Source organism: Pseudomonas sp. D8002, assembly GCF_013385695.1.
In the GTDB taxonomy this organism is placed as follows: Bacteria; Pseudomonadota; Gammaproteobacteria; order Pseudomonadales; family Pseudomonadaceae; genus Aquipseudomonas.
Genome location: NZ_JACAPM010000005.1, coordinates 1 through 22,770, shown reverse-complemented (window position 1 = coordinate 22,770; position 22,770 = coordinate 1). Strand labels below are relative to the sequence as shown.

25 protein-coding genes are annotated in these 22,770 nt (G+C 61.0%); 7 read left to right on the top strand and 18 right to left on the bottom strand.

Annotated elements, in window-relative coordinates:
- The first annotated feature begins 17 nt into the window (after nt 1-17).
- From HX807_RS03110 to HX807_RS03095, 4 genes are all read left to right on the top strand, one after another.
- Nucleotides 18-356: a YbaB/EbfC family nucleoid-associated protein gene (locus HX807_RS03110; protein WP_003193199.1), complete on the top strand. Its 339-nt coding sequence runs from the start codon at nt 18-20 to the stop codon at nt 354-356.
- A 271-nt stretch (nt 357-627) separates the two neighbouring features.
- Nucleotides 628-1,662, top strand: coding sequence for an NADP-dependent oxidoreductase (locus tag HX807_RS03105; RefSeq protein WP_177049216.1), 1,035 nt, complete (start codon nt 628-630; stop codon nt 1,660-1,662).
- Between the two features lie 65 nt (nt 1,663-1,727).
- Complete coding sequence (gene recR / locus HX807_RS03100; RefSeq protein ID WP_003219049.1) at nt 1,728-2,330, top strand: recombination mediator RecR; 603 nt, start codon at nt 1,728-1,730, stop codon at nt 2,328-2,330.
- A 200-nt stretch (nt 2,331-2,530) separates the two neighbouring features.
- Complete coding sequence (locus tag HX807_RS03095) at nt 2,531-3,679, top strand: acyl-CoA dehydrogenase family protein (RefSeq protein WP_177049214.1); 1,149 nt, start codon at nt 2,531-2,533, stop codon at nt 3,677-3,679.
- A gap of 164 nt (nt 3,680-3,843) precedes the next feature.
- Here the strand turns inward: HX807_RS03095 and HX807_RS03090 are convergent, their stop codons facing one another.
- Complete coding sequence (locus tag HX807_RS03090) at nt 3,844-4,392, bottom strand: adenine phosphoribosyltransferase (protein ID WP_003219046.1); 549 nt, start codon at nt 4,390-4,392, stop codon at nt 3,844-3,846.
- Nucleotides 4,393-4,472: 80 nt separating this feature from the next.
- Nucleotides 4,473-5,207, bottom strand: a complete 735-nt coding sequence (gene fnr / locus HX807_RS03085; RefSeq protein WP_003219044.1) for a fumarate/nitrate reduction transcriptional regulator Fnr — start codon at nt 5,205-5,207, stop codon at nt 4,473-4,475.
- A gap of 154 nt (nt 5,208-5,361) precedes the next feature.
- Here fnr and HX807_RS03080 point away from each other — a divergent pair, with 154 nt between their 5' ends.
- Nucleotides 5,362-5,838, top strand: coding sequence for a hypothetical protein (locus HX807_RS03080; protein WP_008437565.1), 477 nt, complete (start codon nt 5,362-5,364; stop codon nt 5,836-5,838).
- Between the two features lie 7 nt (nt 5,839-5,845).
- Here the strand turns inward: HX807_RS03080 and hemN are convergent, their stop codons facing one another.
- The 8 genes from hemN to HX807_RS03040 form a co-directional block, all read right to left on the bottom strand.
- The gene (hemN, locus tag HX807_RS03075) at nt 5,846-7,228 is read right to left on the bottom strand and encodes an oxygen-independent coproporphyrinogen III oxidase (protein ID WP_003219038.1); all 1,383 of its coding nucleotides are present in this window, start codon (nt 7,226-7,228) and stop codon (nt 5,846-5,848) included.
- Between the two features lie 103 nt (nt 7,229-7,331).
- Entirely contained in the window at nt 7,332-8,015 is a 684-nt protein-coding gene (locus HX807_RS03070; RefSeq protein WP_177049212.1) for a sulfite exporter TauE/SafE family protein, read from the bottom strand.
- The gene (ccoS, locus tag HX807_RS03065; protein ID WP_003219033.1) at nt 8,008-8,226 is read right to left on the bottom strand and encodes a cbb3-type cytochrome oxidase assembly protein CcoS; all 219 of its coding nucleotides are present in this window, start codon (nt 8,224-8,226) and stop codon (nt 8,008-8,010) included. The genes HX807_RS03070 and ccoS overlap by 8 nt, the downstream gene beginning before the upstream one ends.
- Before the next feature lie 22 nt (nt 8,227-8,248).
- The gene (locus HX807_RS03060) at nt 8,249-10,699 is read right to left on the bottom strand and encodes a heavy metal translocating P-type ATPase (RefSeq protein WP_177049209.1); all 2,451 of its coding nucleotides are present in this window, start codon (nt 10,697-10,699) and stop codon (nt 8,249-8,251) included.
- A 135-nt stretch (nt 10,700-10,834) separates the two neighbouring features.
- Nucleotides 10,835-11,374: a FixH family protein gene (locus tag HX807_RS03055; protein WP_008437568.1), complete on the bottom strand. Its 540-nt coding sequence runs from the start codon at nt 11,372-11,374 to the stop codon at nt 10,835-10,837.
- 14 nt (nt 11,375-11,388) lie between these two features.
- Entirely contained in the window at nt 11,389-12,804 is a 1,416-nt protein-coding gene (gene ccoG, locus HX807_RS03050) for a cytochrome c oxidase accessory protein CcoG (RefSeq protein ID WP_003219028.1), read from the bottom strand.
- A gap of 207 nt (nt 12,805-13,011) precedes the next feature.
- The gene (locus tag HX807_RS03045) at nt 13,012-13,422 is read right to left on the bottom strand and encodes a type II toxin-antitoxin system VapC family toxin (RefSeq protein WP_087694843.1); all 411 of its coding nucleotides are present in this window, start codon (nt 13,420-13,422) and stop codon (nt 13,012-13,014) included.
- Nucleotides 13,422-13,676, bottom strand: a complete 255-nt coding sequence (locus HX807_RS03040) for a type II toxin-antitoxin system Phd/YefM family antitoxin (RefSeq protein ID WP_003219024.1) — start codon at nt 13,674-13,676, stop codon at nt 13,422-13,424. The genes HX807_RS03045 and HX807_RS03040 overlap by 1 nt, the downstream gene beginning before the upstream one ends.
- 634 nt (nt 13,677-14,310) lie before the next feature.
- On the opposite strand from HX807_RS03040, the gene HX807_RS03035 reads away from it, so the two are divergent.
- Nucleotides 14,311-14,991, top strand: a complete 681-nt coding sequence (locus HX807_RS03035; RefSeq protein WP_023659084.1) for a hypothetical protein — start codon at nt 14,311-14,313, stop codon at nt 14,989-14,991.
- A gap of 93 nt (nt 14,992-15,084) precedes the next feature.
- Here HX807_RS03035 and ccoP (HX807_RS03030) read toward each other — a convergent pair whose 3' ends face one another.
- The 8 genes from ccoP (HX807_RS03030) to ccoN (HX807_RS02995) form a co-directional block, all read right to left on the bottom strand.
- On the bottom strand, nt 15,085-16,062 hold the full coding sequence (gene ccoP, locus HX807_RS03030; protein WP_003219020.1) for a cytochrome-c oxidase, cbb3-type subunit III: 978 nt from the start codon (nt 16,060-16,062) through the stop codon (nt 15,085-15,087).
- Nucleotides 16,059-16,244, bottom strand: a complete 186-nt coding sequence (locus tag HX807_RS03025) for a CcoQ/FixQ family Cbb3-type cytochrome c oxidase assembly chaperone (protein ID WP_008437575.1) — start codon at nt 16,242-16,244, stop codon at nt 16,059-16,061. The genes ccoP (HX807_RS03030) and HX807_RS03025 overlap by 4 nt, the downstream gene beginning before the upstream one ends.
- Before the next feature lie 5 nt (nt 16,245-16,249).
- Nucleotides 16,250-16,858: a cytochrome-c oxidase, cbb3-type subunit II gene (ccoO, locus tag HX807_RS03020; protein ID WP_003193167.1), complete on the bottom strand. Its 609-nt coding sequence runs from the start codon at nt 16,856-16,858 to the stop codon at nt 16,250-16,252.
- Nucleotides 16,858-18,300, bottom strand: coding sequence for a cytochrome-c oxidase, cbb3-type subunit I (gene ccoN / locus HX807_RS03015; RefSeq protein WP_003219015.1), 1,443 nt, complete (start codon nt 18,298-18,300; stop codon nt 16,858-16,860). The genes ccoO (HX807_RS03020) and ccoN (HX807_RS03015) overlap by 1 nt, the downstream gene beginning before the upstream one ends.
- A 472-nt stretch (nt 18,301-18,772) precedes the next feature.
- Nucleotides 18,773-19,720 carry a cytochrome-c oxidase, cbb3-type subunit III gene (ccoP, locus tag HX807_RS03010; RefSeq protein WP_003219014.1) on the bottom strand — a complete coding sequence of 316 codons (948 nt, stop codon included), beginning with the start codon at nt 19,718-19,720 and terminating at the stop codon, nt 18,773-18,775.
- Entirely contained in the window at nt 19,717-19,923 is a 207-nt protein-coding gene (locus HX807_RS03005) for a cbb3-type cytochrome c oxidase subunit 3 (RefSeq protein ID WP_008437576.1), read from the bottom strand. The genes ccoP (HX807_RS03010) and HX807_RS03005 overlap by 4 nt, the downstream gene beginning before the upstream one ends.
- 3 nt (nt 19,924-19,926) lie before the next feature.
- On the bottom strand, nt 19,927-20,535 hold the full coding sequence (gene ccoO, locus HX807_RS03000) for a cytochrome-c oxidase, cbb3-type subunit II (protein ID WP_003219010.1): 609 nt from the start codon (nt 20,533-20,535) through the stop codon (nt 19,927-19,929).
- Between the two features lie 10 nt (nt 20,536-20,545).
- On the bottom strand, nt 20,546-21,970 hold the full coding sequence (gene ccoN, locus HX807_RS02995) for a cytochrome-c oxidase, cbb3-type subunit I (protein WP_003219009.1): 1,425 nt from the start codon (nt 21,968-21,970) through the stop codon (nt 20,546-20,548).
- A gap of 79 nt (nt 21,971-22,049) precedes the next feature.
- Between ccoN (HX807_RS02995) and HX807_RS02990 the strand changes: the two genes are divergently transcribed.
- Nucleotides 22,050-22,739, top strand: coding sequence for an alpha/beta family hydrolase (locus HX807_RS02990; RefSeq protein WP_177049207.1), 690 nt, complete (start codon nt 22,050-22,052; stop codon nt 22,737-22,739).
- The last annotated feature ends 31 nt before the right edge of the window (nt 22,740-22,770 follow it).

Genomic DNA, 22,770 nt, shown 5'->3' with positions numbered 1-22,770 from the left:
CTTTTGAGGTGATTCCCATGATGAAAGGTGGCATGGCCGGCCTGATGAAGCAGGCGCAGCAGATGCAGGAAAAGATGGCCAAGATGCAGGAAGAACTGGCCAACGCCGAAGTCACCGGTAAAGCCGGTGGCGATATGGTCAGCGTGGTGATGACCGGTCGTCACGACATCAAGCGCGTGAGCATCGACCCAAGCGTATTGCCGGGCGTCGGCGAAGACGACCTGGAAATGCTCGAGGCGCTGTTTGCCGCGGCCGTCAACGACGCCGTGCGCAAGATCGAAGCCAACAGCCAGGACAAGATGTCTGGCGTGACCGCTGGCATGCAACTGCCACCGGGCATGAAGCTGCCGTTCTGATCGGCAAGCGCAGCACCGAAAATGCCAGGCCCCGCGCCTGGCATTTTTTTGTCCGGCTATTTTCCATACCCGTAGCAGCTGTCGAGCGCCAGCGAGGCTGCGTCGGCAGCGACTCGGTCCCACGTCTGGCATGAAAGCAGCGGTGCGGCTAACGTAGCCTCGCTGGCGCTCGACAACGGCTACTGCGAGAGTTTTGTCGAACCCTGGACCCTGTGTTGGGGTCTGCACCCTATACCGTTGAATTCAATCACCGATAGAAGGAGCCTCGCTGATGTCCGAAGCATTGACCCTCAACCAGCGCATTGTGCTGGTCTCACGCCCCCACGGCGCACCGGTGCCGGAAAACTTTCGCCTGGAGCGCGTCGCGCTGCCGGAACTGGCCGACGGCCAGGTTTTGCTGAAGACCCTTTACCTGTCCCTGGATCCCTACATGCGCGGGCGCATGAGTGATGCGCCGTCCTACGCCGCACCGGTAGAAATCGACGAAGTGATGACCGGTGGCGCTGTCAGCCGCATCGAACAGTCCCGCAATCCGAAGTTCGAGGTGGGTGACCTGGTGGTCGGTTCCACCGGCTGGCAGAGCCACAGCATCTCCGATGGGCGCAACCTGATCCCGGTACCGAAGGGACTGGCCAGCCCGTCCATGGCCCTGGGTGTGCTGGGTATGCCCGGCATGACCGCCTATATGGGCCTCACCGATATCGGCCAGCCCAAGTCCGGGGAAACCCTGGTGGTGGCGGCCGCTTCCGGTGCGGTGGGCTCGGTGGTGGGCCAGGTGGCGAAGATCAAGGGCCTGCGGGTGGTCGGTGTGGCGGGCGGCGCCGACAAGTGCCGCTATGTGGTGGACGAGCTGGGCTTTGATGCCTGTGTCGATCACAAGAGCGACAACTTTGCCGAGGAGCTTGCCCAGGCCTGCCCCAAGGACATCGATATCTACTTTGAAAACGTCGGCGGCAAGGTATTCGACGCGGTCGTGCCGCTGCTGAATGCCAAGGCGCGCATTCCCTTGTGTGGCCTGATCGCCGGCTATAACGCCCACGAAGCGCCCAGCGGTCCCGACCGGCTGCCGGCGTTGCAACGTACCTTGCTGACCAAGCGTGTGCGGATCCAGGGCTTTATCGTGTTCGACGACTATGGCGACCGCCAACCGGAATTCCTCAGTGCCATGGCGCCGTGGGTGCGGGATGGCAAGATCAAGTTCCGCGAGGACGTGGTGGAAGGCCTGGAGCAGGCACCTGAAGCCTTTATCGGTTTGCTGGAGGGGCGCAACTTCGGCAAGTTGGTGGTGCGGGTCGCACAAGATTGAGCATTTGACGCTAATCCGAGGCGCGGGTATAAACCGCGTCTCGTTGTTTTGTCGGACCTTTCCCCATGAGCTTCAGCCCCCTGATTCGTCAACTGATCGACGCCCTGCGCACTTTGCCAGGTGTGGGTCAGAAAACCGCCCAGCGCATGGCGCTGCAACTGCTGGAGCGTGATCGCAGCGGCGGCTCCCGACTGGCCCAGGCCCTGAGCCAGGCGATGGAAGGGGTCGGCCACTGCCGCCAGTGCCGCACCCTGACCGAGGAAGAGCTGTGCCCGCAATGCGCCGACCCGCGTCGCGACGACACGCTGCTGTGCGTGGTCGAAGGGCCGATGGATGTCTACGCGGTGGAGCAGACCGGTTACCGCGGGCGCTACTTTGTGCTCAAGGGCCACCTGTCGCCGCTGGACGGGCTGGGGCCGGAGGCGATTGGTATTCCGCAACTGGTGACGCGGATCGAGGAGCAGGGCACGTTCGTCGAGGTGATCCTGGCCACCAACCCTACGGTGGAAGGCGAAGCGACGGCCCATTACATCGCCCAGCTGCTGACCAACAAAGGCCTGATTACCTCGCGCATCGCCCACGGCGTGCCGCTGGGTGGCGAGCTGGAACTGGTGGATGGCGGGACCCTGGCGCATTCGTTTGCCGGACGTAAGCCGATCGCCCTATAACAAACACCGCAGAACAAAATGTGGGAGCGGGCTTGCTCGCGAATGCGGTGGTTCAGTCAATGCATCTGGCGACTGATACACCGCATTCGCGAGCAAGCCCGCTCCCACATTTGTTTTGTGGCGTTCACGAGTCTTTCCTCTTGCTTGATAACCAAGCAAGCGCTTGGTAAGTTCGCTCTACCGTCCCGTGGAGCTTGCCGATGTCTGCCTATCAGGAATACTTCGACCCCAGCCACCAATTGGTCCGCGACAGCGTGCGTCGTTTCGTCGAGCGCGAGATGTTGCCGGGCATCGAGCAGTGGGAAGAAGCGGAAAGCTTCCCCCGGGAGCTGTACCTCAAGGCCGGTGCGGCGGGGATCCTGGGCATCGGTTACCCCGAAGCCCTTGGAGGCAGCCACGAAGGTGACCTGTTCGCCAAGGTCGCCGCCAGCGAAGAACTGATGCGCTGCGGCTCCGGCGGAGTAGTGGCAGGGTTGGGCTCGCTGGATATCGGCTTGCCGCCCATCGTCAAATGGGCCCGGCCCGAGGTGCGCGATCGTGTGGCGCCGCAGGTGTTATCCGGCGAGAAGATCGCCGCCCTGGCCGTCACCGAGCCCGGTGGCGGCTCCGATGTCGCCAGCCTGCAGACCCGTGCTGTGCGCGACGGCGACCATTACCGGGTCAGCGGCAGCAAAACCTTTATCACCAGCGGCCAGCGCGCCGACTTCTACACCGTCGCCGTGCGTACCGGTGGGCCGGGGTTTGGCGGTATCAGCCTGTTGTTGATCGAAAAGGGCACGCCTGGTTTCACCACCGGTACACCCCTGAAGAAGATGGGCTGGTGGGCGTCGGACACTGCCGAATTATTCTTCGATGATTGCCGCGTACCCGTAGGCAATCTGATCGGCGCCGAGAACATGGGTTTCGCCTGCATCATGGGCAACTTCCAGAGCGAGCGCCTGGCCCTGGCCCTGATGGCCAATATGACTGCGCAGATGGCCCTGGAGGAAAGCCTGAAGTGGGCGGCCCAGCGCGAGGCCTTCGGCAAACCCATCGGCAAGTTCCAGGTGCTCAAGCATCGCCTGGCGGAAATGGCCACGGCGGTGGAGGTCTCGCGGGAATTCACCTACCGCCAGGCCGCCAAGATGGCCGCGGGCAAGAGTGTGATCAAGGAGATCTCGATGGCCAAGAACCTCGCCACCGACACCGCCGACCGCGTGACCTTTGATGCCGTGCAGATCCTCGGCGGCCAGGGCTACATGCGCGGCAACCTGGTGGAGCGGCTGTATCGCGACAACCGCATCCTGTCCATCGGTGGCGGGACTCGGGAAGTGATGAACGAAATCATCAGCAAGCAGATGGGCTTGTAGAAAGCGCTTTTGTGGCGAGGGAGCTGTGGCGAGGGAGCTTGCTCCCGCTGGGCTGCGTAGCGGCCCCAAGATCTTTGGGAGCGCTGCGCACTCCAGCGGGAGCAAGCTCCCTCGCCACACAAGCTCCCTGCCACACAAGCTCACTCGCCACACGAGTCCCGGGGTTATTGGTCTGTCAGTGCAAACTGCGTCAGGCAGAACGTCGCAATGCCCATGTCTTCCAGGCGCTGGGAACCACCCAGCTCCGGCAGATCGATGATCGCCGCCGCTTCGAAAATCCGTGCGCCCATGCGCCGCGCCAGGTTGGCCGCTGCGATCAGCGTGCCGCCGGTGGCGATCAGGTCATCGAACATCAGCACCGAATCACCTTCACACAGGCTGTCGGCGTGCACTTCCAGGAAGGCTTCGCCGTATTCGGTCTGGTAACTCTCGGCCAGCACGTCAGCCGGCAATTTGCCTTGCTTGCGGAACAGGATCAGCGGTTTGTTCAACTGATAGGCAATGATCGAACCGATCAAAAAACCGCGGGCATCCATCGCGCCGATGTGGGTGAAGTCGGCTTCGACGTAGCGGTGTACGAAGGTGTCGGCCACCAGGCGTAAGGCCTTGGGCGACTGGAACAGCGGCGTGATATCGCGAAAGATCACCCCAGGCTTGGGGAAGTCGATGACTGGGCGAATCAGGGATTTGATGTCGAACGAATCGAAGACCATCGTCGAGGAGTCCTGGGGAGGAAAGCGGACTCGAAGTATACCTGCGGCCCAGCCGATTGGCTCGGCCGCAAGCGTCTGGATCAACCGTCGAGCGAACCGCCAGCCAATGCGCAGAGCTGGATCGGGTCGAGGATATGCACTTCCTTGCCTTCGGCCGCAATCAACTCGTTCTGCTGGAAGCGGGTGAATACCCGGGATACGGTTTCCACCGCCAGGCCCAGGTAGTTGCCGATTTCGTTGCGCGACATGCTCAAGCGGAACTGGTTGGCCGAGAAACCCCGCGCGCGGAAACGTGCGGAAAGGTTGACCAGGAAAGTGGCGATACGCTCGTCGGCGGTTTTCTTCGACAACAGCAGCATCATCTGTTGGTCGTCGCGGATTTCCCGGCTCATCACGCGCATCAGCTGGCGACGCAGTTGCGGCAGTTGCAGGGCCAGCTCATCCAGGCGTTCGAACGGGATTTCACACACCGATGTGGTTTCCAGGGCCTGGGCCGACACGGGGTGAATCTCAGTGTCCATGCCCGACAGTCCGACCAGTTCGCTCGGCAGGTGGAAGCCGGTGATCTGTTCTTCGCCGCCATCGCTCAGGCTGAAGGTTTTCAGCGCGCCAGAACGTACTGCATAAACGGAGTCAAACTTGTCGCCCTGGCGAAACAGGAACTCGCCTTTTTTCAGTGGGCGACCGCGTTTAACGATCTCGTCCAGCGCTTCCATGTCTTCCAGATTCAACGAAAGTGGCAGGCAGAGGGGGGCCAGGCTGCAATCCTTGCAATGAGCCTGGCTATGAGCGCGCAGTTTAACTGGCTCGGACATTTCTTAAATCCTTGTGGGAAAACACACATAAGACGTAAGGGTAACGCACCGGGGGGCAATCAGGCCAGCGTGTACAGAAAAGCAGCAGCGGTATAAAGAATTTTGTATCGAGGTCGATACAGGATTGTCACTCCTAGAGCTGGAGGCTCAGATCATGCTTTCCATTGGCGCAACCAACCCTGCCATTGTTTCTTCGCTAACCGTGCCTGATGCGAAAAAAGACCCCGCTGCAGACGATAAAGACCAAGCGTCTTCGACCGATCGGGCCACTGACACCAAGCCCCAAGGACTGGTGGTGGATATCTCGGGGGCGGGGCTGAAAGCCTCCAAGGCCAGCACCAACTCCAACAAGGACATTGACGACAGCAACCTGAAAGACAACATCAAGCAGCTGTTGAAAATGATTCGCGAGATGAGAAAACAGCTCGCCGAGAAGCTGGCTCAGCTCTCAGCTGCCATGTCCGACGCCTCAAAGACCCCGCAGGCAAGGCAGGCCAGAGTGGCCGCCTTGCAGAGTGATATCGCGACATTGCAGGCCGGCTTGATGACGGCCCAATCGCAGTTGACCAAGGCCTTGAAGGACGAGTCTCCTGAGTCGCAGCTGGAAGCGATGGCCCTGCTGGCGAAGTAGGACAGGTTCAGATTACCCGCGAAAATCGTTGCCGATTCTGGTGCTCCAGATAGGCATCGAACACCATGCACACCGAGCGTACCAGCAGGCGTCCCGCCGGCAATACGCGGATGCCCTGTGGGTCGAGTTCGATCAGTCCGTCCTCGGTCATCGCCTCCAGTTGCGGCCAGAGCTCGTCGAAATAGCCGCGAAAATCGATGTTGAAGGCCTGTTCGATCTTCTCGAAATTCAGGCTGAACGTGCAGATCAGCTGCTGGATCACTTCCCGTCGCAACCGGTCATCCGTGGTGCATAACAACCCACGGCTGGTGGCCAGTTGCGCGCCGGCGAGGGCGTTCTGGTAGTGGTTCAGGTCGCTGCTGTTCTGGCAGTACAGGTCGCCGATCTGGCTGATCGCCGACACCCCAAGCCCGATCAAATCGCAATGCCCGTGGGTGGTGTAGCCCTGGAAGTTGCGTTGCAGCGTGCCTTCTTCCTGGGCGACGGCCAATTCGTCGTCCGGCAGGGCAAAGTGGTCCATGCCGATGTAGCGGTAGCCCGCCCGGGTCAACTGCTCGATGGTGGTTTGCAGCATCAGCAGTTTTTCCGCCGGGGAGGGCAGGTCGTCGGTGTTGATCCGTCGCTGGGGCATGAACCGTTCCGGCAGGTGTGCGTAGTTGAATACCGAGAGGCGGTCCGGTTGCAGGCTGATGACTTCTTCCACGGTGCGTGCGAAATTCAGCGGTGTCTGCTTGGGCAAACCGTAGATCAGGTCGATATTGATCGAACGAAACTGCAGGGTGCGCGCTGCGTCGATCACTGCGCGGGTTTCTTCCAGGCTTTGCAGGCGGTTCACCGCACGCTGCACTTCGGGGTCCAGGTCCTGCAGGCCGATACTGACGCGGTTGAACCCCAGTTCACGCAGCAGGCCCATGGTCGCCCAGTCGGCTTCCCGTGGGTCGATTTCAATCCCGTAGTCGCCGGAGTCATCGTCCAGCAGGTTGAAGTGCTGGCGCAGGCGGCCCATGACCTGACGCAGCTCGTCATGGCTGAGAAAGGTCGGGGTGCCGCCGCCGAAGTGCAGCTGCTCCACCGGCTGTTTGGGGTCGAGGTGGCACGCCACCAACTGGATTTCCTGCTCCAGGCGTTGCAGATAGGCGTGAGCCCGGCCGCGATCCTTGGTGATGACCTTGTTGCAGGCGCAGTAGTAGCAAATGTTGGCGCAAAACGGCACATGCACATACAGCGACAGGGGCCGTACGGCCTTGCGGCTGTCGCGCAGGGCGTGGAGCAGGTCGAAGGTGCCGACCTGGCTGTCGAATTGTACGGCGGTGGGGTACGAGGTATAGCGTGGCCCCGCCAGGTCGTAGCGGTGAATCAGATCAGTGTCCCAACGAATGGCGTCGAGCATGCGGGCGTTCCCCCGGATAGGCTAGTGGGCCGAGTCTAGGGGCTGGGTGGGGAAGCCATCTTGATTTGCATCAACGGGGAGCGGCGCTATGCCACATGGCGATCTAGTGGCCCATCAGCCAGTGCTGGTGCGGCCCGGGCAAGGTCCAGATGCCGAACAGCATGACCAGCAGGCCGCCAGCCATCCGCACGCTGCGTTTGCGCAATAACGCGGTGACTCGATCAGCGGCTAAGCCCGTGGCCAGCAGTACCGGCCAGGTGCCAAGGCCGAACGCGAGCATCAGCACCGCACTGTCCAGCGCATTGCCCTGGCTGGCCGCCCACAGCAACGTGCTGTAGACCAACCCGCACGGCAACCAGCCCCAGAGCGCACCCAGCAGCAACGCCCGGGGCAGGCTGGACACCGGCAGCAAACGGTTGGCAACCGGCTGGATATGCCGCCACAGGCCGCGCCCGAGGCTTTCGATACGGGTCAGGCCGCTCCACCAGCCAGCCAGGTACAAGCCCATGCAGATCAGCAACAGCCCGGCGACGATGCGCATGAACATCGCTGCCGGACTGTTGGCCACGGCCCAGCCGGCCAGGCCGATCAGCAAGCCGGCGGTGGCGTAGCTGAGGATGCGCCCCAGGTTGTAGGCCAGCAGCAGGCGAAAGCGCCGACTGCGTTGCTCCTTGGGAATCGCCAGGGTCAGCGCGCCCATCAGGCCGCCACACATACCCAGGCAATGGCCGCCGCCCAGCAGGCCGAGGATCACCGCCGAGACCAGCAGGGGCGCCAGTTCAAGCATGGGGCGGATCTTTCGGCTTGGGCGGTTGTTCAGGGCCGTTGGCTTCATCGACGGCCGCCAGGTGGTTCGGGTCCTGGTCATCGAACAGCACGCTGTGGGCCGGGCCATCGAGGTCGTCGTACTGGCCGCTGTCCACCGCCCAGAAGAAGATGTAAATGGCGATGGCAACGATCAACAGCGCCGCCGGGATCATCACGTAAAGAGCTGGCATCTGCACTCCATGCCCGCGCGGCTCAAGCCGGCAGCGGGCGGGTTACGGGGGCGGGGCTCACGGCTGGCGTGCTCGGCATGCGAGTCAGGCGCAGGGCATTGAGCACCACGGTCAACGAACTGAGGGACATGCCGATCGCCGCCCAGATGGGAGTGATCCAGCCGAGGGCGGCAAACGGCAACATCAGGCCATTGTACAGCCCGGCCCACAGCAGGTTTTCAATGATTACCCGGCGGGTGCGCCGGGCCAGGGTAAAGGCTTGTACCAGGGCGTTGAGGCGGTTCGACAGCAACACCGCGTCGGCGCTGGTCTTGGCCAGGTCGGTGGCCGAGCCCATGGCCACGCTGATATCGGCGGCGGCCAGCACCGGCACATCGTTGACGCCATCGCCGAGCATCAGCACCTTGCGGCCTTCCTTGTGCAACTGTTGCAGCATTTGCAGCTTGTCATCGGGGCGCAGGCCGCCATGGGCTTCGTCGATGCCCAGCTCGGCGGCGACACTGGCAACCATCGGCGAGCTGTCTCCCGACAGCAGCAACGTGCGCCAGCCGCGTGCCTTGCAGGCGGCGAGCAAGGCGGGCGCGTCGCTGCGCAGGCGGTCATCCAGGACAAACCAGGCCAGGGCGCCGTCGGTGTCGCCCAGCAGCAGCCATTGGCCGGCTTCCTTCGGCGAGGCGGGGAGGGCGCAGCCGCTCAGTTCGCAGACAAAACCCGGCTGGCCAATGCGCAACCGGCGGTCACCGACGCGGCCTTCCAGGCCCAGGCCCAGCGTGCTGAGCACTTCATCCGCCGCCAACGGCGCGCGGCCGAATGCGCGGGCGATCGGATGTTCCGAACGTTGCTCCAGCGCCGCCGCAAGGCTCAGGCACTCGTCGCTGCCCAGCAGGCTCAACGGGCGGATCGCGCGCAACGCCAGGCGACCTTCGGTAAGGGTGCCGGTCTTGTCGAAAATCACCGTGTCGATCTGGTTCAGGCCTTCCAGCACGTGGCCGCGGGTCAGCAGCAGGCCGAGTTTGTGCAGGGTGCCGGTGGCTGCCGTCAGGGCGGTGGGTGTTGCCAGTGAGAGGGCGCAAGGGCAGGTCGCAACCAGCATCGCCAGCACGATCCAGAACGCCCGTGACGAATCCAGCTCCCACCACACCAGGCCGATGACCGCAGCGGCGACCAACGAGCACAACAGGAACCATTGGGCGGCGCGGTCGGCGATCTCCGCCAGCCGGGGTTTCTCCGCCTGGGCCCGCTCCAGCAGGCGCACGATGGCCGACAGGCGCGTGTCGTGGCCCAGGGCGCGGACTTCGACGGTCAGCGCACCTTCGACGTTGAGGGTGCCGGCAGTGACGGCATCGCCGACCTGGCGTGGTTGCGGCAGGTACTCGCCGGTCAGCAGCGATTCGTCGATGCTCGACTGGCCGTCGAGGATGATGCCGTCTGCCGGCAGCACCGCCCCCGGATGCACCAGTACCCGGTCGCCCAGGGCCAGTTCGCTGAGCAGGATCCGTTCACTTTGCCCGTCGGCACTCATGCGCAGGCACGAGGCTGGCAACAGGTTGACCAACTGCGCGGTGGCTGCCGCCGTACGTTCCCGGGCGCGACGCTCCAGGTAGCGCCCAGCCAGCAGGAACAGGGCAAACATGCCGACTGCATCGAAATACAGTTCGCCGGTGCCGGTGATGGCGGTCCAGATTCCGGCCAGGTAGGCACCGCCAATGGCCAGGGACACCGAAACATCCATGGTCAGGTGGCGGGTGCGCAGGTCGCGCATCGCCCCCTTGAAAAACGGCGCGCAGCTGTAGAACACGATGGGCGTTGTCAGAAACATCGCGACCCAGCGCAGGATCACGTGCAGCTCCGGGCTCAGGTCGATATTGAATTCCGGCCAGGTGGCCATCGTCGCCATCATCGCCTGGAACCACAGCAGCCCGGCCACCCCCAGTTGACGCAGGGCCAGGCGGTTTTCGCTGGCCAGTTGTTCAGCGGCGCGGTCGGCTTGATACGGGTGGGCGGCGTAGCCGATGTGACGCAATTCGCCGAGCAGTTGGCTCAGGGGCAATTGCCCGTCGGCCCAGCGCACGTGCAGGCGGTGGTTGGACAGGTTCAGGCGTGCCTCGGCCACGGCGGGCAGGCTGCGCAGGTGTTTTTCGATCAGCCAGCCACAGGCGGCGCAACTGATGCCTTCCATCAACAGTGTGGCTTCCGACAGATCACCGTCGTGGCGCACGAAAGGCTTTTGCACATCGGCACGGTCATACAGCGCCAGCTCGTCCACCAGTTGCACCGGCAGCGCCTCGGGGTTGGCCGAGGCTTCGCTGCGGTGCTGGTAATAGCTTTCCAGGCCACCGGCGACAATTGCCTCGGCCACCGCCTGGCAGCCCGGGCAGCACAGCTCGCGGGGCTCGCCGAGGATCACGGCAGTGAACCGGCTGCCGGGCGGCACGGGCAGGGCGCAGTGGTAGCAGGGGATCGGGGTGGTCATGGCTCAGTTCCGATGATCGTTCCCACGCTCTGCGTGGGAACGCTTCGCTGGACGCTCCGCGTCCGCTCTTGTGACGCGGAGCGTCACGGGATGCATTCCCACGCAGAGCGTGGGAACGATCAAACAGGTGACGCTCTATTTTTTCAGGTCTTCAGCACCCTGCAGCGGCTCGTCGCCCAGCAGCAAGTCCTTGTCATGGCTGACCTGTTCTTCTTCAAACATACGCCAGGTCCGGTCGCCTTCCACCCCTAGCAGCTCGACGAAGCGGCGGCCTTCGACCTTGTCGGTCACCTGGCCGATGTAGCGGCCGGGCTCGCTGTCGCTGCGGGTCAGGATGATCTTGCGATCCTTCTCCGGCTGGGTCGGCGAAATCAGGTTCAGCTCCAGGGTGCCGGGCCCGCTGTTGCCGGTCAGGTGCAATTCGACTTCGCCGGTCAACTCGTCCAGGTGCACCTTGGCCCGCAGTTGCAGAGTCTGGGCCAGCAGTTCGCGGTCCAGGGAACGGTTGATGCCTTTGCCGGCCTCGTAATAGTTGTCGTTGACCAGGTTGTCGGGGTTGTTCACCGCGATGGTCACCATGGACAAGGTCAACGTCACCGAGCAGGTCAGGATCCCAATGATGATCCAGGGCCAGAGGTGCTTGTACCAGGGGCTTGCGGCAGTAGCTGCGGGCATTGTTCGGCTCTCTATTAACGGACTTGTGGGCCGATGAATCGGCTCTTGGCTTCAATGTGGACGCTGTCGTCATCGGCATCCCTGAGGATGAATTTCACCTCGTTGGTGCTCGACGGCAGTTGTTCCGGTGCGCTCGACAACTCCACCGGCATGCTGAAGATTTCCCCGGCCGCTACCTTGATCTCGCGCCGGCCTTGCAGCTTGAGGTCTGGCAGGCCTGCGGCGTCAAGCACGTAGGTGTGGTCGCGCTGGTCCTTGTTCATGATCTTCAGGCTGTAGACGTTTTCGATCCGGCCCTCGGCGTTTTCGCGGTACAGCACGCGGTCCTTGCTGACGTCGAAACCCACCAGCGAGCGCACGAAGAAGGCGGCCACCAACAGGCTGATCATCGCCAGCAGCACCAGGGCATAACCGATCAGGCGCGGGCGCAGCTTATGGGTTTTCTGCCCGGACAGGTTGTGCTCGGTGGTGTAGCTGATCAGCCCGCGAGGGTATTCCATCTTGTCCATGATGTTGTCGCAGGCGTCGATGCAGGCCGCGCAGCCGATGCATTCAATCTGCAGGCCGTCACGGATGTCGATGCCGGTAGGGCACACCTGCACGCACATCGTGCAATCGATGCAGTCCCCCAAGCCCTGGGCCTTGTAGTCGATACCTTTTTTGCGCGGCCCACGGACTTCGCCACGGCGCGGGTCGTAGGAAACGATCATCGTGTCCTTGTCGAACATCACGCTCTGGAAACGCGCATACGGGCACATGTAGATGCACACCTGCTCGCGCAGCCAGCCGGCGTTGCCGTAGGTGGCGAGGGTGAAGAAGCCGACCCAGAAATACGACCAGCCATCCGCCTGGCCGGTGAAGAAATCGAACACCAGTTCACGGATCGGCGAGAAGTAGCCGACAAAGGTCATGCCGGTGACGAAGCCGATGATCAGCCACAGGCTGTGCTTGCCGAACTTGCGCAGGAACTTGTTGGCGCTCATCGGCGCCTTGTCCAGCTTGATGCGTTGGTTGCGGTCGCCTTCGGTGACCTTTTCGCACCACATGAAGATCCAGGTCCACACGCTTTGCGGGCAGGTGTAGCCGCACCAGACGCGGCCGGCATACACGGTGATGAAGAACAGGCCAAACGCCGCCACGATCAGGATGCCCGACAGCAGGATGAAATCCTGGGGCCAGAAAGTTGCGCCAAAAATGAAGAATTTACGTTCCGGCAGGTTCCACCAGACTGCCTGGTGGCCACCCCAGTTCAGCCACACGGTGCCGAAGTAGAGCAGGAACAAACCGGCACCCCCGAGCATCCGCAGATTGCGGAACAAGCCGGTGAAGGCACGGGTGTAGATTTTCTCCCGCGATGCGTAGAGATCGACGGTGTTATTCGAATTTTTGGCAGGCGGAGTAACGTCATGTACCGGAATCTGGTTGCTCATCATTGCATCCCACGGCAGTGGAGATTTGCCTCGGCCAGTACGTGCCAGCCGGGGTCAAAATAGGGGTGTTGCAGTGGCCTAATGATACGCCCCTGATACCCTTCGACGGGTGCGACCTTTGGTCGCGTTGGGGGAAATCAATTGATGGTGTACGTGATCTGGGTCAATTGACTTGTGAAGTATGGACGGTTTTCGCAGCCTTACCGGTCATTCGTCCCATGGATTGATCAGCGCGACGCCGCTGGATTGAAAGTCGCCAGTGTTGCGCGTGACCACTGTCAGCCCATGAACCAGCGCGGTTGCAGCGATCAGCGCGTCACTTTCGTTGGCCTGGTCTGGCACATGCAAGCTGGCACAGCGCAGGGCAACTGCTGCATCAATCGGCAGGATTCTGGCATCAAACGCCGGCATGACATGGCGCTTGAGCCATGTGCGCAAAACCTTCCCCTGGGCGGGATCACGCCGCTCCATTCGCAGGACTCCTGTTTCCAGTTCCTTCAAGGTAATGGCTGAAATATACATCCGTGGCGCGATGACACTTTTGGCCCAGGCGACGACCTTGGCATCGGCCTGGGGTTTGCGCAGTTCAGAGATGACGTTGGTGTCGAGTAGATACATCAAGTGAAGTCCACGGGTCGATGAGTGATCACGGCGCGTTCGGTTTCGAACTCGATATCTGCCGCTTCAGGCATCACCAACAGGTCAACGATGTCGGCATTGAGGCCTGTCAGTTTTTGGTAGTCCTCAATACTTAGCAGTACATGGGCAGGCTTGCCCCGGTCAGTGATAAAAACCGGGCCTTGGCGGGCGGCTTTTTTGGCACCGCTTGTGTCTTGATTGAATTCACGGCTGGAAATGGTGGTGATGGTCATGGGGGCTAACCTCCGTATGGAGTACGAATGTAGTCACGTTACTACCTGCGGTTTTCTTGATCAATCTCAAATGTAGATGCGTTGCTGGCGGTGACGACTTTTTCGACTTGAAAACAAAACGGCCCCGCCAATCTCCACTGGCGGGGCCGTTTTTTTTCACCGCTTTTCCTCACACGGCGTCTGGCGGCTTGTTCCCATGGGACAGTCCGAAACATACGCCGCCAGCAAGTGCACCTTGCCGTTTCCCTTGCGACTTCCTGGTGTTGAGTAAGTAAATCAGGAGAGGTCTACGGGCCGGTGTGGTGGCGTTTTTATAACTGCTTTTTGCGCTGTTAAATAACCTACAACGATTGGTTAGGAAGCTGACGCTTCTGCGATATCAGTTCTTAGGCCCAAACGAGCCTTTGTTTACACAGAATGAAACGTTTGTTGTAGGAACGCTGATCGCGTTATTGCCACGCAGGAAATGCCGACGTTGAGATCAAGTCTGGATCAGTGTTCGGCAATGTTTTGTAGCAGCGCGCAGCGTTACCACGATGAAACCTTTGATGAGCAATTGTTGAACGTTATGCCTAGGTCTCTTGCGCGCCGATAAATTTATTTTGTTTTGACGTTATTCAAATCGAGGAAACCAATGACCATTCAACGTGCTAATGACACGCATAATGTTGGAGCCGTTCCACCATCGGCTTCGACGCTGCCAGTATCCTCTGGCATCAGCGTAGAGCAATTCAGTAGTTGGAATGATTATCGGGTGGCCGACCGTCTACTCAGAAACTTTGATAAGTATGCCGACCCTGCGCAACCAGACTACATCACCCGCGACTCTCTACGACAGGTTGCGTATGCCTCTGCGCAGAGTGGCTACAGCAGTGACGACATGAATTTTGCCCGTTCGCTGCTGGAAAATCCTGTACTCATGGAGAAACTCGATGGGTACGGAAAGCATAAGCACGATGGCAAAATCGATCGTGAAAGTATCATAACCGTGGGTCAGAATATGGGGTTTCCCCTGGCCACGATGAGTGATAAAGAACTGGCGCAAAAGCTCCTGAATGAATATGACACCTATTACCCGGAGCGCGGTTGGGGTGGAATTGATCGCAGGGAGGGTGTGACTTACGCTTCACTGAAGAACATCGCGGATGGGACGCGTCATGATCGCGGCCCAGATGAAGCGATGGTCGCGCGGGAAATCTTGAGTCGTCCTGAGTTAGTGGCACAGTTAGGACTGACGGATTGGTCTAAATCGGCTGATCGGGGGGCGATCAACGCTGCTATTAAAAGAATGGACCAAGTGCATGAAGAACGGTAACGCCTCGTCCTCGGGGTAAGTTGAGTTCCACCAATGCCCCATTACCAAAGCCCCGCGCAGCATTGGCTGCGCGGGGCTTTTTGGTTTTAATGCTTACTGCTCCTCAGCTGCCTTGTCTCCATGGGACAGGCTGTAAACATAGGCCGCCAGCAAGTGCACCTTGTCATTGCCCTGCAACTGCTCCTGCGCAGGCATCTGGCCTTGACGGCCATAACGGATGGTCTGCTGCAGTTGCGCGAAGCTCGAACCGTAGATGAACGCGCCAGGGTGGGTCAGGTCAGGCGCGCCCATGGCGGGTGTACCTTTACCGGCAGGACCGTGGCACGCCACGCAGTTGGCGGCGAAGAGTTTCTCGCCGTTGGCCACGTCTGCCTTCGCGCCTTCCGGCAATTTGCGGCCATCGAGGTTGGTCACCACAAAGCCGGCCACATCGGCCACGCCTTGCTCGCCAATGACTTCGGCCCACGCCGGCATCACCGCGTGGCGGCCCTTCATGATGGTTTCCTTGATGGTGGCCGGGTCGCCGCCCCAGCGCCAGTCGGCGTCGGTCAGGTTGGGGAAACCGTAGGCACCCTTGGCGTCGGAACCGTGGCACACCGAGCAGTTGGAGGCGAACAGGCGGCCACCCATCTTCAAGGCTTGCGGGTCCTTGGCCACTTCTTCGATCGGCATGGCGGCGAACTTGGCGAAGATCGGCCCGAACCGGGCGTCCGACTTGGCCATTTCCTTTTCCCATTCGTGTACGCCGGTCCAGCCGGTCTGGCCATTGGCAAATGGGGTTTGCTTGTCGTTGTCGAGGTAGTTGTAGCCCGGCAGCAGGCCTTTCCAGTTGCCCAGGCCAGGGTACAGCGCCAGGTAACCGAGGGCGAAGATGATGGTGCCGACGAACAGCATGAACCACCATTTGGGCAGCGGGTTGTCGTACTCCTCGATGCCGTCGAACGAGTGGCCGACGGTTTCATCGGTTTGCTCGGCGCGCTGGCCCTTGCGGGTCGACAGCAGCAGCCAGGTCAGGGCGAAAATGGTACCCAGACTGAGGACTGTGACGTACAGACTCCAGAACGTAGTCATTCTTTGTTACTCCTAGACGCTTCCACGACGTGCTTGATGGCTTCGGGATCATCCGCGAAGGGCAGCAACGTCGCGTCTTCAAACTCCGACTTGCGCTTGGGGCTGAACACCCACAAGGCCAGGCCGATAAAGGCCACCATCACGACAACGGTGCCCAGGCCTCGAATCATCCCGATATCCATCCAGATCACCGTTTGCTTTTGATGATGGTGCCAAGGCCTTGCAAGTAGGCCACCAGTGCGTCCATTTCGGTCTTGCCCTTCACGGCCGCTGCCGCGCCGGCGATGTCTTCGTCGGTGTAGGGCACGCCCAGGGTGCGCAAGACTTCCATCTTCTTGGCGGTGTCCTTGCCGTCGAGTTTGTTTTCGACCAGGAACGGGTACGCCGGCATTTTCGATTCGGGCACCACGTTGCGCGGGTTGTACAAGTGCGCACGCTGCCAGTCATCGGAGTAACGACCGCCGACCCGGGCCAGGTCCGGGCCGGTACGCTTGGAACCCCACAGGAATGGGTGGTCCCACACGCTTTCACCGGCGACCGAGTAGTGGCCGTAGCGTTCGGTTTCGGCGCGGAACGGGCGGATCATCTGCGAGTGGCAGCCGACACAACCGTTGGCGATGTAGACGTCGCGGCCTTCCAGTTCAAGGGCGGTGCGCGGCTTCATGCCTTCCACCGGCTTGTTGGTCACGTCCTGGAAAAACAGCGGAACGATCTGGGTCAGGCCGCCGATACTCACGGCGATGACCATGAAGAAGGCCAGCAGGCCGATATTCTTCTCGACTACTTCATGCTTCATCAGTGAGCTCCCACAACGGCGATCTTGGTAGCGGCTTCGGCTTCTACAGGGTCGGAGGCACGCACGGTGCGCCACACGTTGTAGGCCATGAACAGCATGCCGCTGGCAAAGATCGCACCGCCCAGGGCGCGCACGATGTAACCCGGATGGCTGGCTTGCAGCCCTTCGACGAAGGAGTAGGTAAGGGTGCCGTCATCGTTGATTGCACGCCACATCAGGCCCTGGGTGATGCCGTTGACCCACATCGAGGCGATGTAGAGCACGGTACCGATGGTGGCCAGCCAGAAGTGGGTGTTGATCAGGCTGACGCTGTGCATCTGCGCACGGCCGAACAGTTTCGGGATCATGTGGTACAGCGCGCCGATGGAAATCATCGCTACCCAACCGAGGGCGCCGGCGTGTACGTGGCCGATGGTCCAGTCGGTGTAGTGGGACAGCGAGTTGACCGTCTTGATCGCCATCATCGGGCCTTCGAAGGTCGACATGCCGTAGAACGCCAGGGAGACCACCAGGAACCGCAGGATCGGGTCGGTGCGCAATTTATGCCAGGCGCCCGACAGGGTCATCATGCCGTTGATCATGCCGCCCCAGCTTGGCGCGAGCAGGATGATCGACATCGCCATGCCCAGGGACTGGGCCCAGTCCGGCAATGCGGTGTAGTGCAGGTGGTGCGGACCGGCCCAGATGTACAGGGTGATCAGGGCCCAGAAGTGCACGATGGACAGGCGATAGGAGTAGATCGGACGCTCGGCCTGTTTCGGCACGAAGTAGTACATCATCCCCAGGAAGCCGGTGGTGAGGAAGAAACCTACGGCGTTGTGGCCGTACCACCACTGGATCATTGCGTCCGTCGCACCGGCGTAGGCCGAGTAGGACTTGAAGAAGCTGACCGGCAAGGACGCATGGTTGACGATATGCAGCATCGCCGTCACCAGGATAAATGCCCCGTAGAACCAGTTGCCGACATAGATGTGCTTGGTCTTGCGCTTGACGATGGTGCCGAAGAACACCACTGCGTAGGTCACCCAGACAATCGCCAGCAAAATGGCGATCGGCCATTCCAGCTCGGCGTATTCCTTGGTGGTGGTGTAGCCCAGCGGCAGGGTGACGATCGCGCCCACGATGACCGCTTGCCAACCCCAGAAGGTAAAGGCCGCCAGTGCATCGGAAATCAGTCGCGTTTGGCAGGTTCGCTGCACGACGTAGTAAGAAGTGGCAAACAGTGCACATCCACCGAAGGCGAAAATCACCAGGTTGGTGTGCAACGGGCGCAGGCGTCCAAATGTCGTCCATGGCAGGCCAAAATTCAACTCTGGCCAAACCAGTTGCGAGGCAATGAAAACGCCGAGCCCCATGCCAAGGATCCCCCAGACCACCGTCATGATGGCGAACTGGCGGACTACCTTATAGTTATAAGCAGTCGGACTGATTGCTGTGCTCATTCTAAGGTTCCACGGTTTAGTTTTTTTATAGGGTAAAAATCGGTCGCAAGTATGGAGAAAGCAAGATTCCATTGCAACGCAAGGTGACCTGCGTCAATGCGTTCCAAACCAGATTCTGCGCCCTTTCCATGTTTGGCGTAAGGACAAAATTCAGGGTTAAAAGCTGACGACTTGGACAGGATTTTAAACGGGTCGAAGGTACTTGTAACTGAGTGTGTGTAAACAAGCAGCTCGGGTGACGAATGGCCAGTGGCACGACAGCCGGTAGGTACCAGCCTTTGCGCCTGTCATCGAGCAGAAATGTTTCAACCCATCGAGTGCAAGTCGGCCGTCGACCGGCCAATGCCAGTCCACTGTGCAAACAAGCGTAGACCCGAATGGCAGGAGGGGAAAGTCAGCGATCGGAAGGGTGCGACAATGGGTCGCAAAAAAGCCGCGCCTGAATCAGGCGCGGCTTTTGGGTGGTGCAGGATTACTCGGGTTGGCTGTCAGGCGTTGCGCCATCAGCATTGTGGGACAGGCTGTAAACATAGGCGGCCAGCAGGTGCACCTTGTCATTGCCTTGCAGTACTTCCTGCGCAGGCATCTGGCCCTGGCGGCCGTGGCGAATGGTCTGCTGCAACTGCGCCAGGCTGGTGCCGTAGATAAAGCCACCTGGCTGCGTCAGGTTCGGCGCGCCCATGGCTTCCACGCCATGGCCTTCCGGCCCGTGGCAGGCGACACAGGTGGTGCTGAATGCCACTTGGCCCGCGGCGACATCCGCGGTGCTGTCCGCCGGCAGCGGCAGGCCTGCCAATTCATGGCGCACATAGGCTGCGACGTTCTTCACACCGTCCTCACCCAGCACTTCACCCCAGGCCGGCATCGCGGCATGACGGCCATTCATGATGGTCATCTTGATTGCATCCGCCGAACCGCCCCAGCGCCAGATGTTGTCTGCCAGGTTCGGGAAGCCGTAGGCGCCCTTGGCGTCCGAGCCATGGCACACCGCGCAGTTGGAGGCGAACAGGCGGCCGCCCATTTTCAGCGCCTGAGGGTCCTTGGCAACTTCTTCCACCGGCATGGCCGCGAATTTGGCGAAGATCGGCCCGAATTTGGCGTCGGCCTTGGCCATCTCCTTGTCCCATTCCTTGGTCTGGGTCCAGCCATCTTCATAGCCCGGCAATACGCCTTTCCAGTTGCCCAGGCCCGGGTAGAGGATCAGGTAGCCGACGGCAAACACCAGGGTGCCGGCGAACAGCATGAACCACCATTGCGGCAGCGGGTTGTCGTACTCCTCGATCCCGTCGAAGGCGTGGCCCATGGTCTGGTCCACGCTGCCCTTGGTCTCGCCCTTGCGGGTGCCGATCAACAGCCAGGTCAGGCCGATCAGGCTGCCGAGGGTCAGTACACAGATCCATGTACTCCAGAAGGTAGTCATGGCCGGTTGCTCCTTGTTGCAGGCTCTTCTTGAGCGTCGGGGGTTGGCGGTAGCGGTTCATCGGCAAACGGCAGCAGGCACGCCTCGGCGAACTCCGAATTGCGCCGGGAGTTGAACACCCACAGCGACAAGCCGATGAAGGCGATGGCCACGACCAGCGTGCCAAGCCCGCGGATGGTTCCAGCATCGAAATCAAATCCCATGGCTCACCTCTTGCTCTTGATGGCAGTGCCGAGCACTTGCAGGTACGAAACCAGCGCGTCCATCTCGGTCTTGCCCTTGAGGGAGGCCACGGCACCGGCGATGTCGTCGTCGGTGTACGGCACGCCGAGGGTGCGCATCACCTTGAGCTTGGTCTCGGTGTGGCTGCTGTCGACCGGGGCGGTGACCAGCCATGGGTACGCCGGCATCTTCGATTCCGGTACCACGTTGCGCGGGTTGTACAAGTGCGCGCGGTGCCAGTCGTCCGAGTAGCGCGCGCCGACGCGGGCCAGGTCCGGCCCGGTACGCTTGGAGCCCCACAGGAACGGGTGATCCCACACGCTTTCACCGGCCACCGAGTAGTGGCCATAACGCTCTGTTTCGGCGCGGAACGGGCGGATCATCTGCGAATGGCACTGTACGCAGCCTTCGCGGATATAGATGTCGCGGCCTTCCAGTTGCAGCGCGGTGTAGGGCTTCATGCCTTCCACTGGCTTGTTGGTCACATCCTGGAAGAACAGCGGCACAATCTGGGTCAGGCCGCCGATGCTCACGGCGAGCACCATCAGCAGCATCAGCAGGCCGACGTTCTTTTCAATGGTTTCGTGTTTCATCATCGACTCCTCAGGCCATCTGCGCCGCAGCGGCGACTTCGGCGGGTTGTGCCGAACGCACGGTGCGCCAAGTGTTGTAAGCCATCAGGAACATGCCGCTGAGGAAGATCGCCCCGCCCACCAGTCGCACGATGAAGCCTGGGTGGCTGGCCACCAGGGTTTCGACGAAGGAGTAGGTCAAGGTGCCGTCTTCGTTGACTGCACGCCACATCAGGCCCTGGGCGATGCCGTTGACCCACATCGAGGCGATGTAGAGCACGGTGCCGATGGTGGCCAGCCAGAAGTGCGCGTTGATCAGGCCGAGGCTGTACATCTGCTCGCGACCGAAGATTTTCGGGATCATGTGATACAGCGCGCCGATGGAGATCATCGCTACCCAACCCAGCGCCCCGGCGTGTACGTGGCCGATGGTCCAGTCGGTGTAGTGGGAGAGGGCATTGACCGTCTTGATCGCCATCATCGGCCCTTCGAAGGTCGACATGCCGTAGAAGGCCAGGGAAACCACCAGGAATCGCAGGATCGGGTCGCTGCGCAACTTATGCCAGGCGCCCGACAGGGTCATCATCCCGTTGATCATCCCGCCCCAGCTCGGTGCCAGCAGTACCAGCGACATCACCATGCCCAGGGACTGTGCCCAGTCCGGCAGCGCGGTGTAGTGCAAGTGGTGCGGGCCGGCCCAGATGTACAGGGTGATCAGTGCCCAGAAGTGCACGATGGACAGGCGATAGGAATACACCGGACGTTCGGCCTGTTTCGGCACGAAGTAGTACATCATCCCGAGGAAGCCGGCGGTGAGGAAAAAGCCTACCGCGTTATGCCCATACCACCACTGCACCATGGCATCCGTCGCACCGCCGTACAGCGAGTAGGACTTGGTCAGGCTGACCGGGATTTCCAGGTTGTTGACGATATGCAGGATGGCCACGGTGATGATGAACGCACCGAAGAACCAGTTACCGACGTAGATGTGCTTGGTGTTGCGCTTCATCACCGTGCCGAAGAACACGATGGCATAGGCCACCCAGACGATGGTGATCAGGATGTCGATCGGCCATTCCAGCTCGGCGTATTCCTTGGAGCTGGTGTAGCCCAGCGGCAAGGTGATCGCGGCCAGCACAATGACCAGCTGCCAGCCCCAGAAGCAGAACTGCGCGATCTTTGGCGCGAACAATTGGGTCTGGCAGGTGCGTTGCACCGAGTAGAAGGAGCTGGCAAACAGCGCGCAACCGCCAAAGGCAAAGATCACCGCGTTGGTGTGCAGCGGGCGCAAGCGGCCGAAACTGGTCCAGGGCAAATTGAAGTTGAGTTCGGGCCATACCAACTGGGCAGCGAGAAAAACCCCGAGCCCCATGCCGACGATGCCCCACACCACCGTCATAATGGCGAATTGGCGGACCACCTTGTAGTTATAGGCGGTACTTAAAGTAGTGTTCATGGTTCCCCATCCACGGTTCAACCCAAGCAAATGCGGCACTTGGGCTGGAGTTATAGGCAGACTAAAAAGCGAGGCAAGCATGGGCAAAGAGCACAAGGCCAGTATTGACGGGGATCAATGGGCGCAGTGTGTGCGGGAATGCGGCTGGTTGTGGGATGTCGCCACAGGGTCTATCGCGCGTACGCCCACGACGTTGATCCTGGCCCACGGCGCGGGTGCGCCGATGGACTCGGGCTTCATGAACGACATGGCTGCACGCCTTGCCGGGCATGGCGTGAACGTGTTGCGCTTCGAGTTTCCCTACATGGCCCAGCGCCGTGTGGACGGGGGCAAACGCCCACCCAATCCAGCCCCGAAACTGCTGGAATGCTGGCGTGAGGTGTATGCCGAGGTGCGACGTCATGTCGCTGGGAAACTGGCCGTTGGCGGCAAGTCCATGGGCGGGCGGATGGCCAGTCTATTGGCGGATGAATTGGGCGCGGACGCGCTGGTGTGCCTGGGTTATCCGTTCTATGCGGTGGGCAAGCCGGAGAAGCCACGAACCGAGCACCTGGCCGGGCTGAAGACGTCGACGTTGATTGTGCAGGGCGAGCGGGATGCGCTGGGCAATCGAGCGGCGGTGGAGGGGTATGTGTTGTCGCCGAGTATCGAGGTGATGTGGCTGGTGGCGGGGGATCATGATTTGAAGCCGTTGAAGGCTTCGGGGTTTAGTCATGAGCAGCATCTGGAGGCTGCGGCTGTGAAGGTGGCCGGGTTTCTCGGCGCCTGATAGGGCCCTTTCGCGAGCAAGCCCGCTTGTA

What these genes read in the sequence shown, in the direction of transcription:
- HX807_RS03110 (WP_003193199.1), top strand. Translation starts at nt 18, where the DNA reads ATGATGAAAGGTGGCATGGCCGGCCTGATGAAGCAGGCGCAGCAGATG.
- HX807_RS03105 (WP_177049216.1), top strand. Translation starts at nt 628, where the DNA reads ATGTCCGAAGCATTGACCCTCAACCAGCGCATTGTGCTGGTCTCACGC.
- recR (WP_003219049.1), top strand. Translation starts at nt 1,728, where the DNA reads ATGAGCTTCAGCCCCCTGATTCGTCAACTGATCGACGCCCTGCGCACT.
- HX807_RS03095 (WP_177049214.1), top strand. Translation starts at nt 2,531, where the DNA reads ATGTCTGCCTATCAGGAATACTTCGACCCCAGCCACCAATTGGTCCGC.
- HX807_RS03090 (WP_003219046.1), bottom strand. Translation starts at nt 4,392, where the DNA reads ATGGTCTTCGATTCGTTCGACATCAAATCCCTGATTCGCCCAGTCATC.
- fnr (WP_003219044.1), bottom strand. Translation starts at nt 5,207, where the DNA reads ATGTCCGAGCCAGTTAAACTGCGCGCTCATAGCCAGGCTCATTGCAAG.
- HX807_RS03080 (WP_008437565.1), top strand. Translation starts at nt 5,362, where the DNA reads ATGCTTTCCATTGGCGCAACCAACCCTGCCATTGTTTCTTCGCTAACC.
- hemN (WP_003219038.1), bottom strand. Translation starts at nt 7,228, where the DNA reads ATGCTCGACGCCATTCGTTGGGACACTGATCTGATTCACCGCTACGAC.
- HX807_RS03070 (WP_177049212.1), bottom strand. Translation starts at nt 8,015, where the DNA reads ATGCTTGAACTGGCGCCCCTGCTGGTCTCGGCGGTGATCCTCGGCCTG.
- ccoS (WP_003219033.1), bottom strand. Translation starts at nt 8,226, where the DNA reads ATGCCAGCTCTTTACGTGATGATCCCGGCGGCGCTGTTGATCGTTGCC.
- HX807_RS03060 (WP_177049209.1), bottom strand. Translation starts at nt 10,699, where the DNA reads ATGACCACCCCGATCCCCTGCTACCACTGCGCCCTGCCCGTGCCGCCC.
- HX807_RS03055 (WP_008437568.1), bottom strand. Translation starts at nt 11,374, where the DNA reads ATGCCCGCAGCTACTGCCGCAAGCCCCTGGTACAAGCACCTCTGGCCC.
- ccoG (WP_003219028.1), bottom strand. Translation starts at nt 12,804, where the DNA reads ATGAGCAACCAGATTCCGGTACATGACGTTACTCCGCCTGCCAAAAAT.
- HX807_RS03045 (WP_087694843.1), bottom strand. Translation starts at nt 13,422, where the DNA reads ATGTATCTACTCGACACCAACGTCATCTCTGAACTGCGCAAACCCCAG.
- HX807_RS03040 (WP_003219024.1), bottom strand. Translation starts at nt 13,676, where the DNA reads ATGACCATCACCACCATTTCCAGCCGTGAATTCAATCAAGACACAAGC.
- HX807_RS03035 (WP_023659084.1), top strand. Translation starts at nt 14,311, where the DNA reads ATGACCATTCAACGTGCTAATGACACGCATAATGTTGGAGCCGTTCCA.
- ccoP (WP_003219020.1), bottom strand. Translation starts at nt 16,062, where the DNA reads ATGACTACGTTCTGGAGTCTGTACGTCACAGTCCTCAGTCTGGGTACC.
- HX807_RS03025 (WP_008437575.1), bottom strand. Translation starts at nt 16,244, where the DNA reads ATGGATATCGGGATGATTCGAGGCCTGGGCACCGTTGTCGTGATGGTG.
- ccoO (WP_003193167.1), bottom strand. Translation starts at nt 16,858, where the DNA reads ATGAAGCATGAAGTAGTCGAGAAGAATATCGGCCTGCTGGCCTTCTTC.
- ccoN (WP_003219015.1), bottom strand. Translation starts at nt 18,300, where the DNA reads ATGAGCACAGCAATCAGTCCGACTGCTTATAACTATAAGGTAGTCCGC.
- ccoP (WP_003219014.1), bottom strand. Translation starts at nt 19,720, where the DNA reads ATGACTACCTTCTGGAGTACATGGATCTGTGTACTGACCCTCGGCAGC.
- HX807_RS03005 (WP_008437576.1), bottom strand. Translation starts at nt 19,923, where the DNA reads ATGGGATTTGATTTCGATGCTGGAACCATCCGCGGGCTTGGCACGCTG.
- ccoO (WP_003219010.1), bottom strand. Translation starts at nt 20,535, where the DNA reads ATGAAACACGAAACCATTGAAAAGAACGTCGGCCTGCTGATGCTGCTG.
- ccoN (WP_003219009.1), bottom strand. Translation starts at nt 21,970, where the DNA reads ATGAACACTACTTTAAGTACCGCCTATAACTACAAGGTGGTCCGCCAA.
- HX807_RS02990 (WP_177049207.1), top strand. Translation starts at nt 22,050, where the DNA reads ATGGGCAAAGAGCACAAGGCCAGTATTGACGGGGATCAATGGGCGCAG.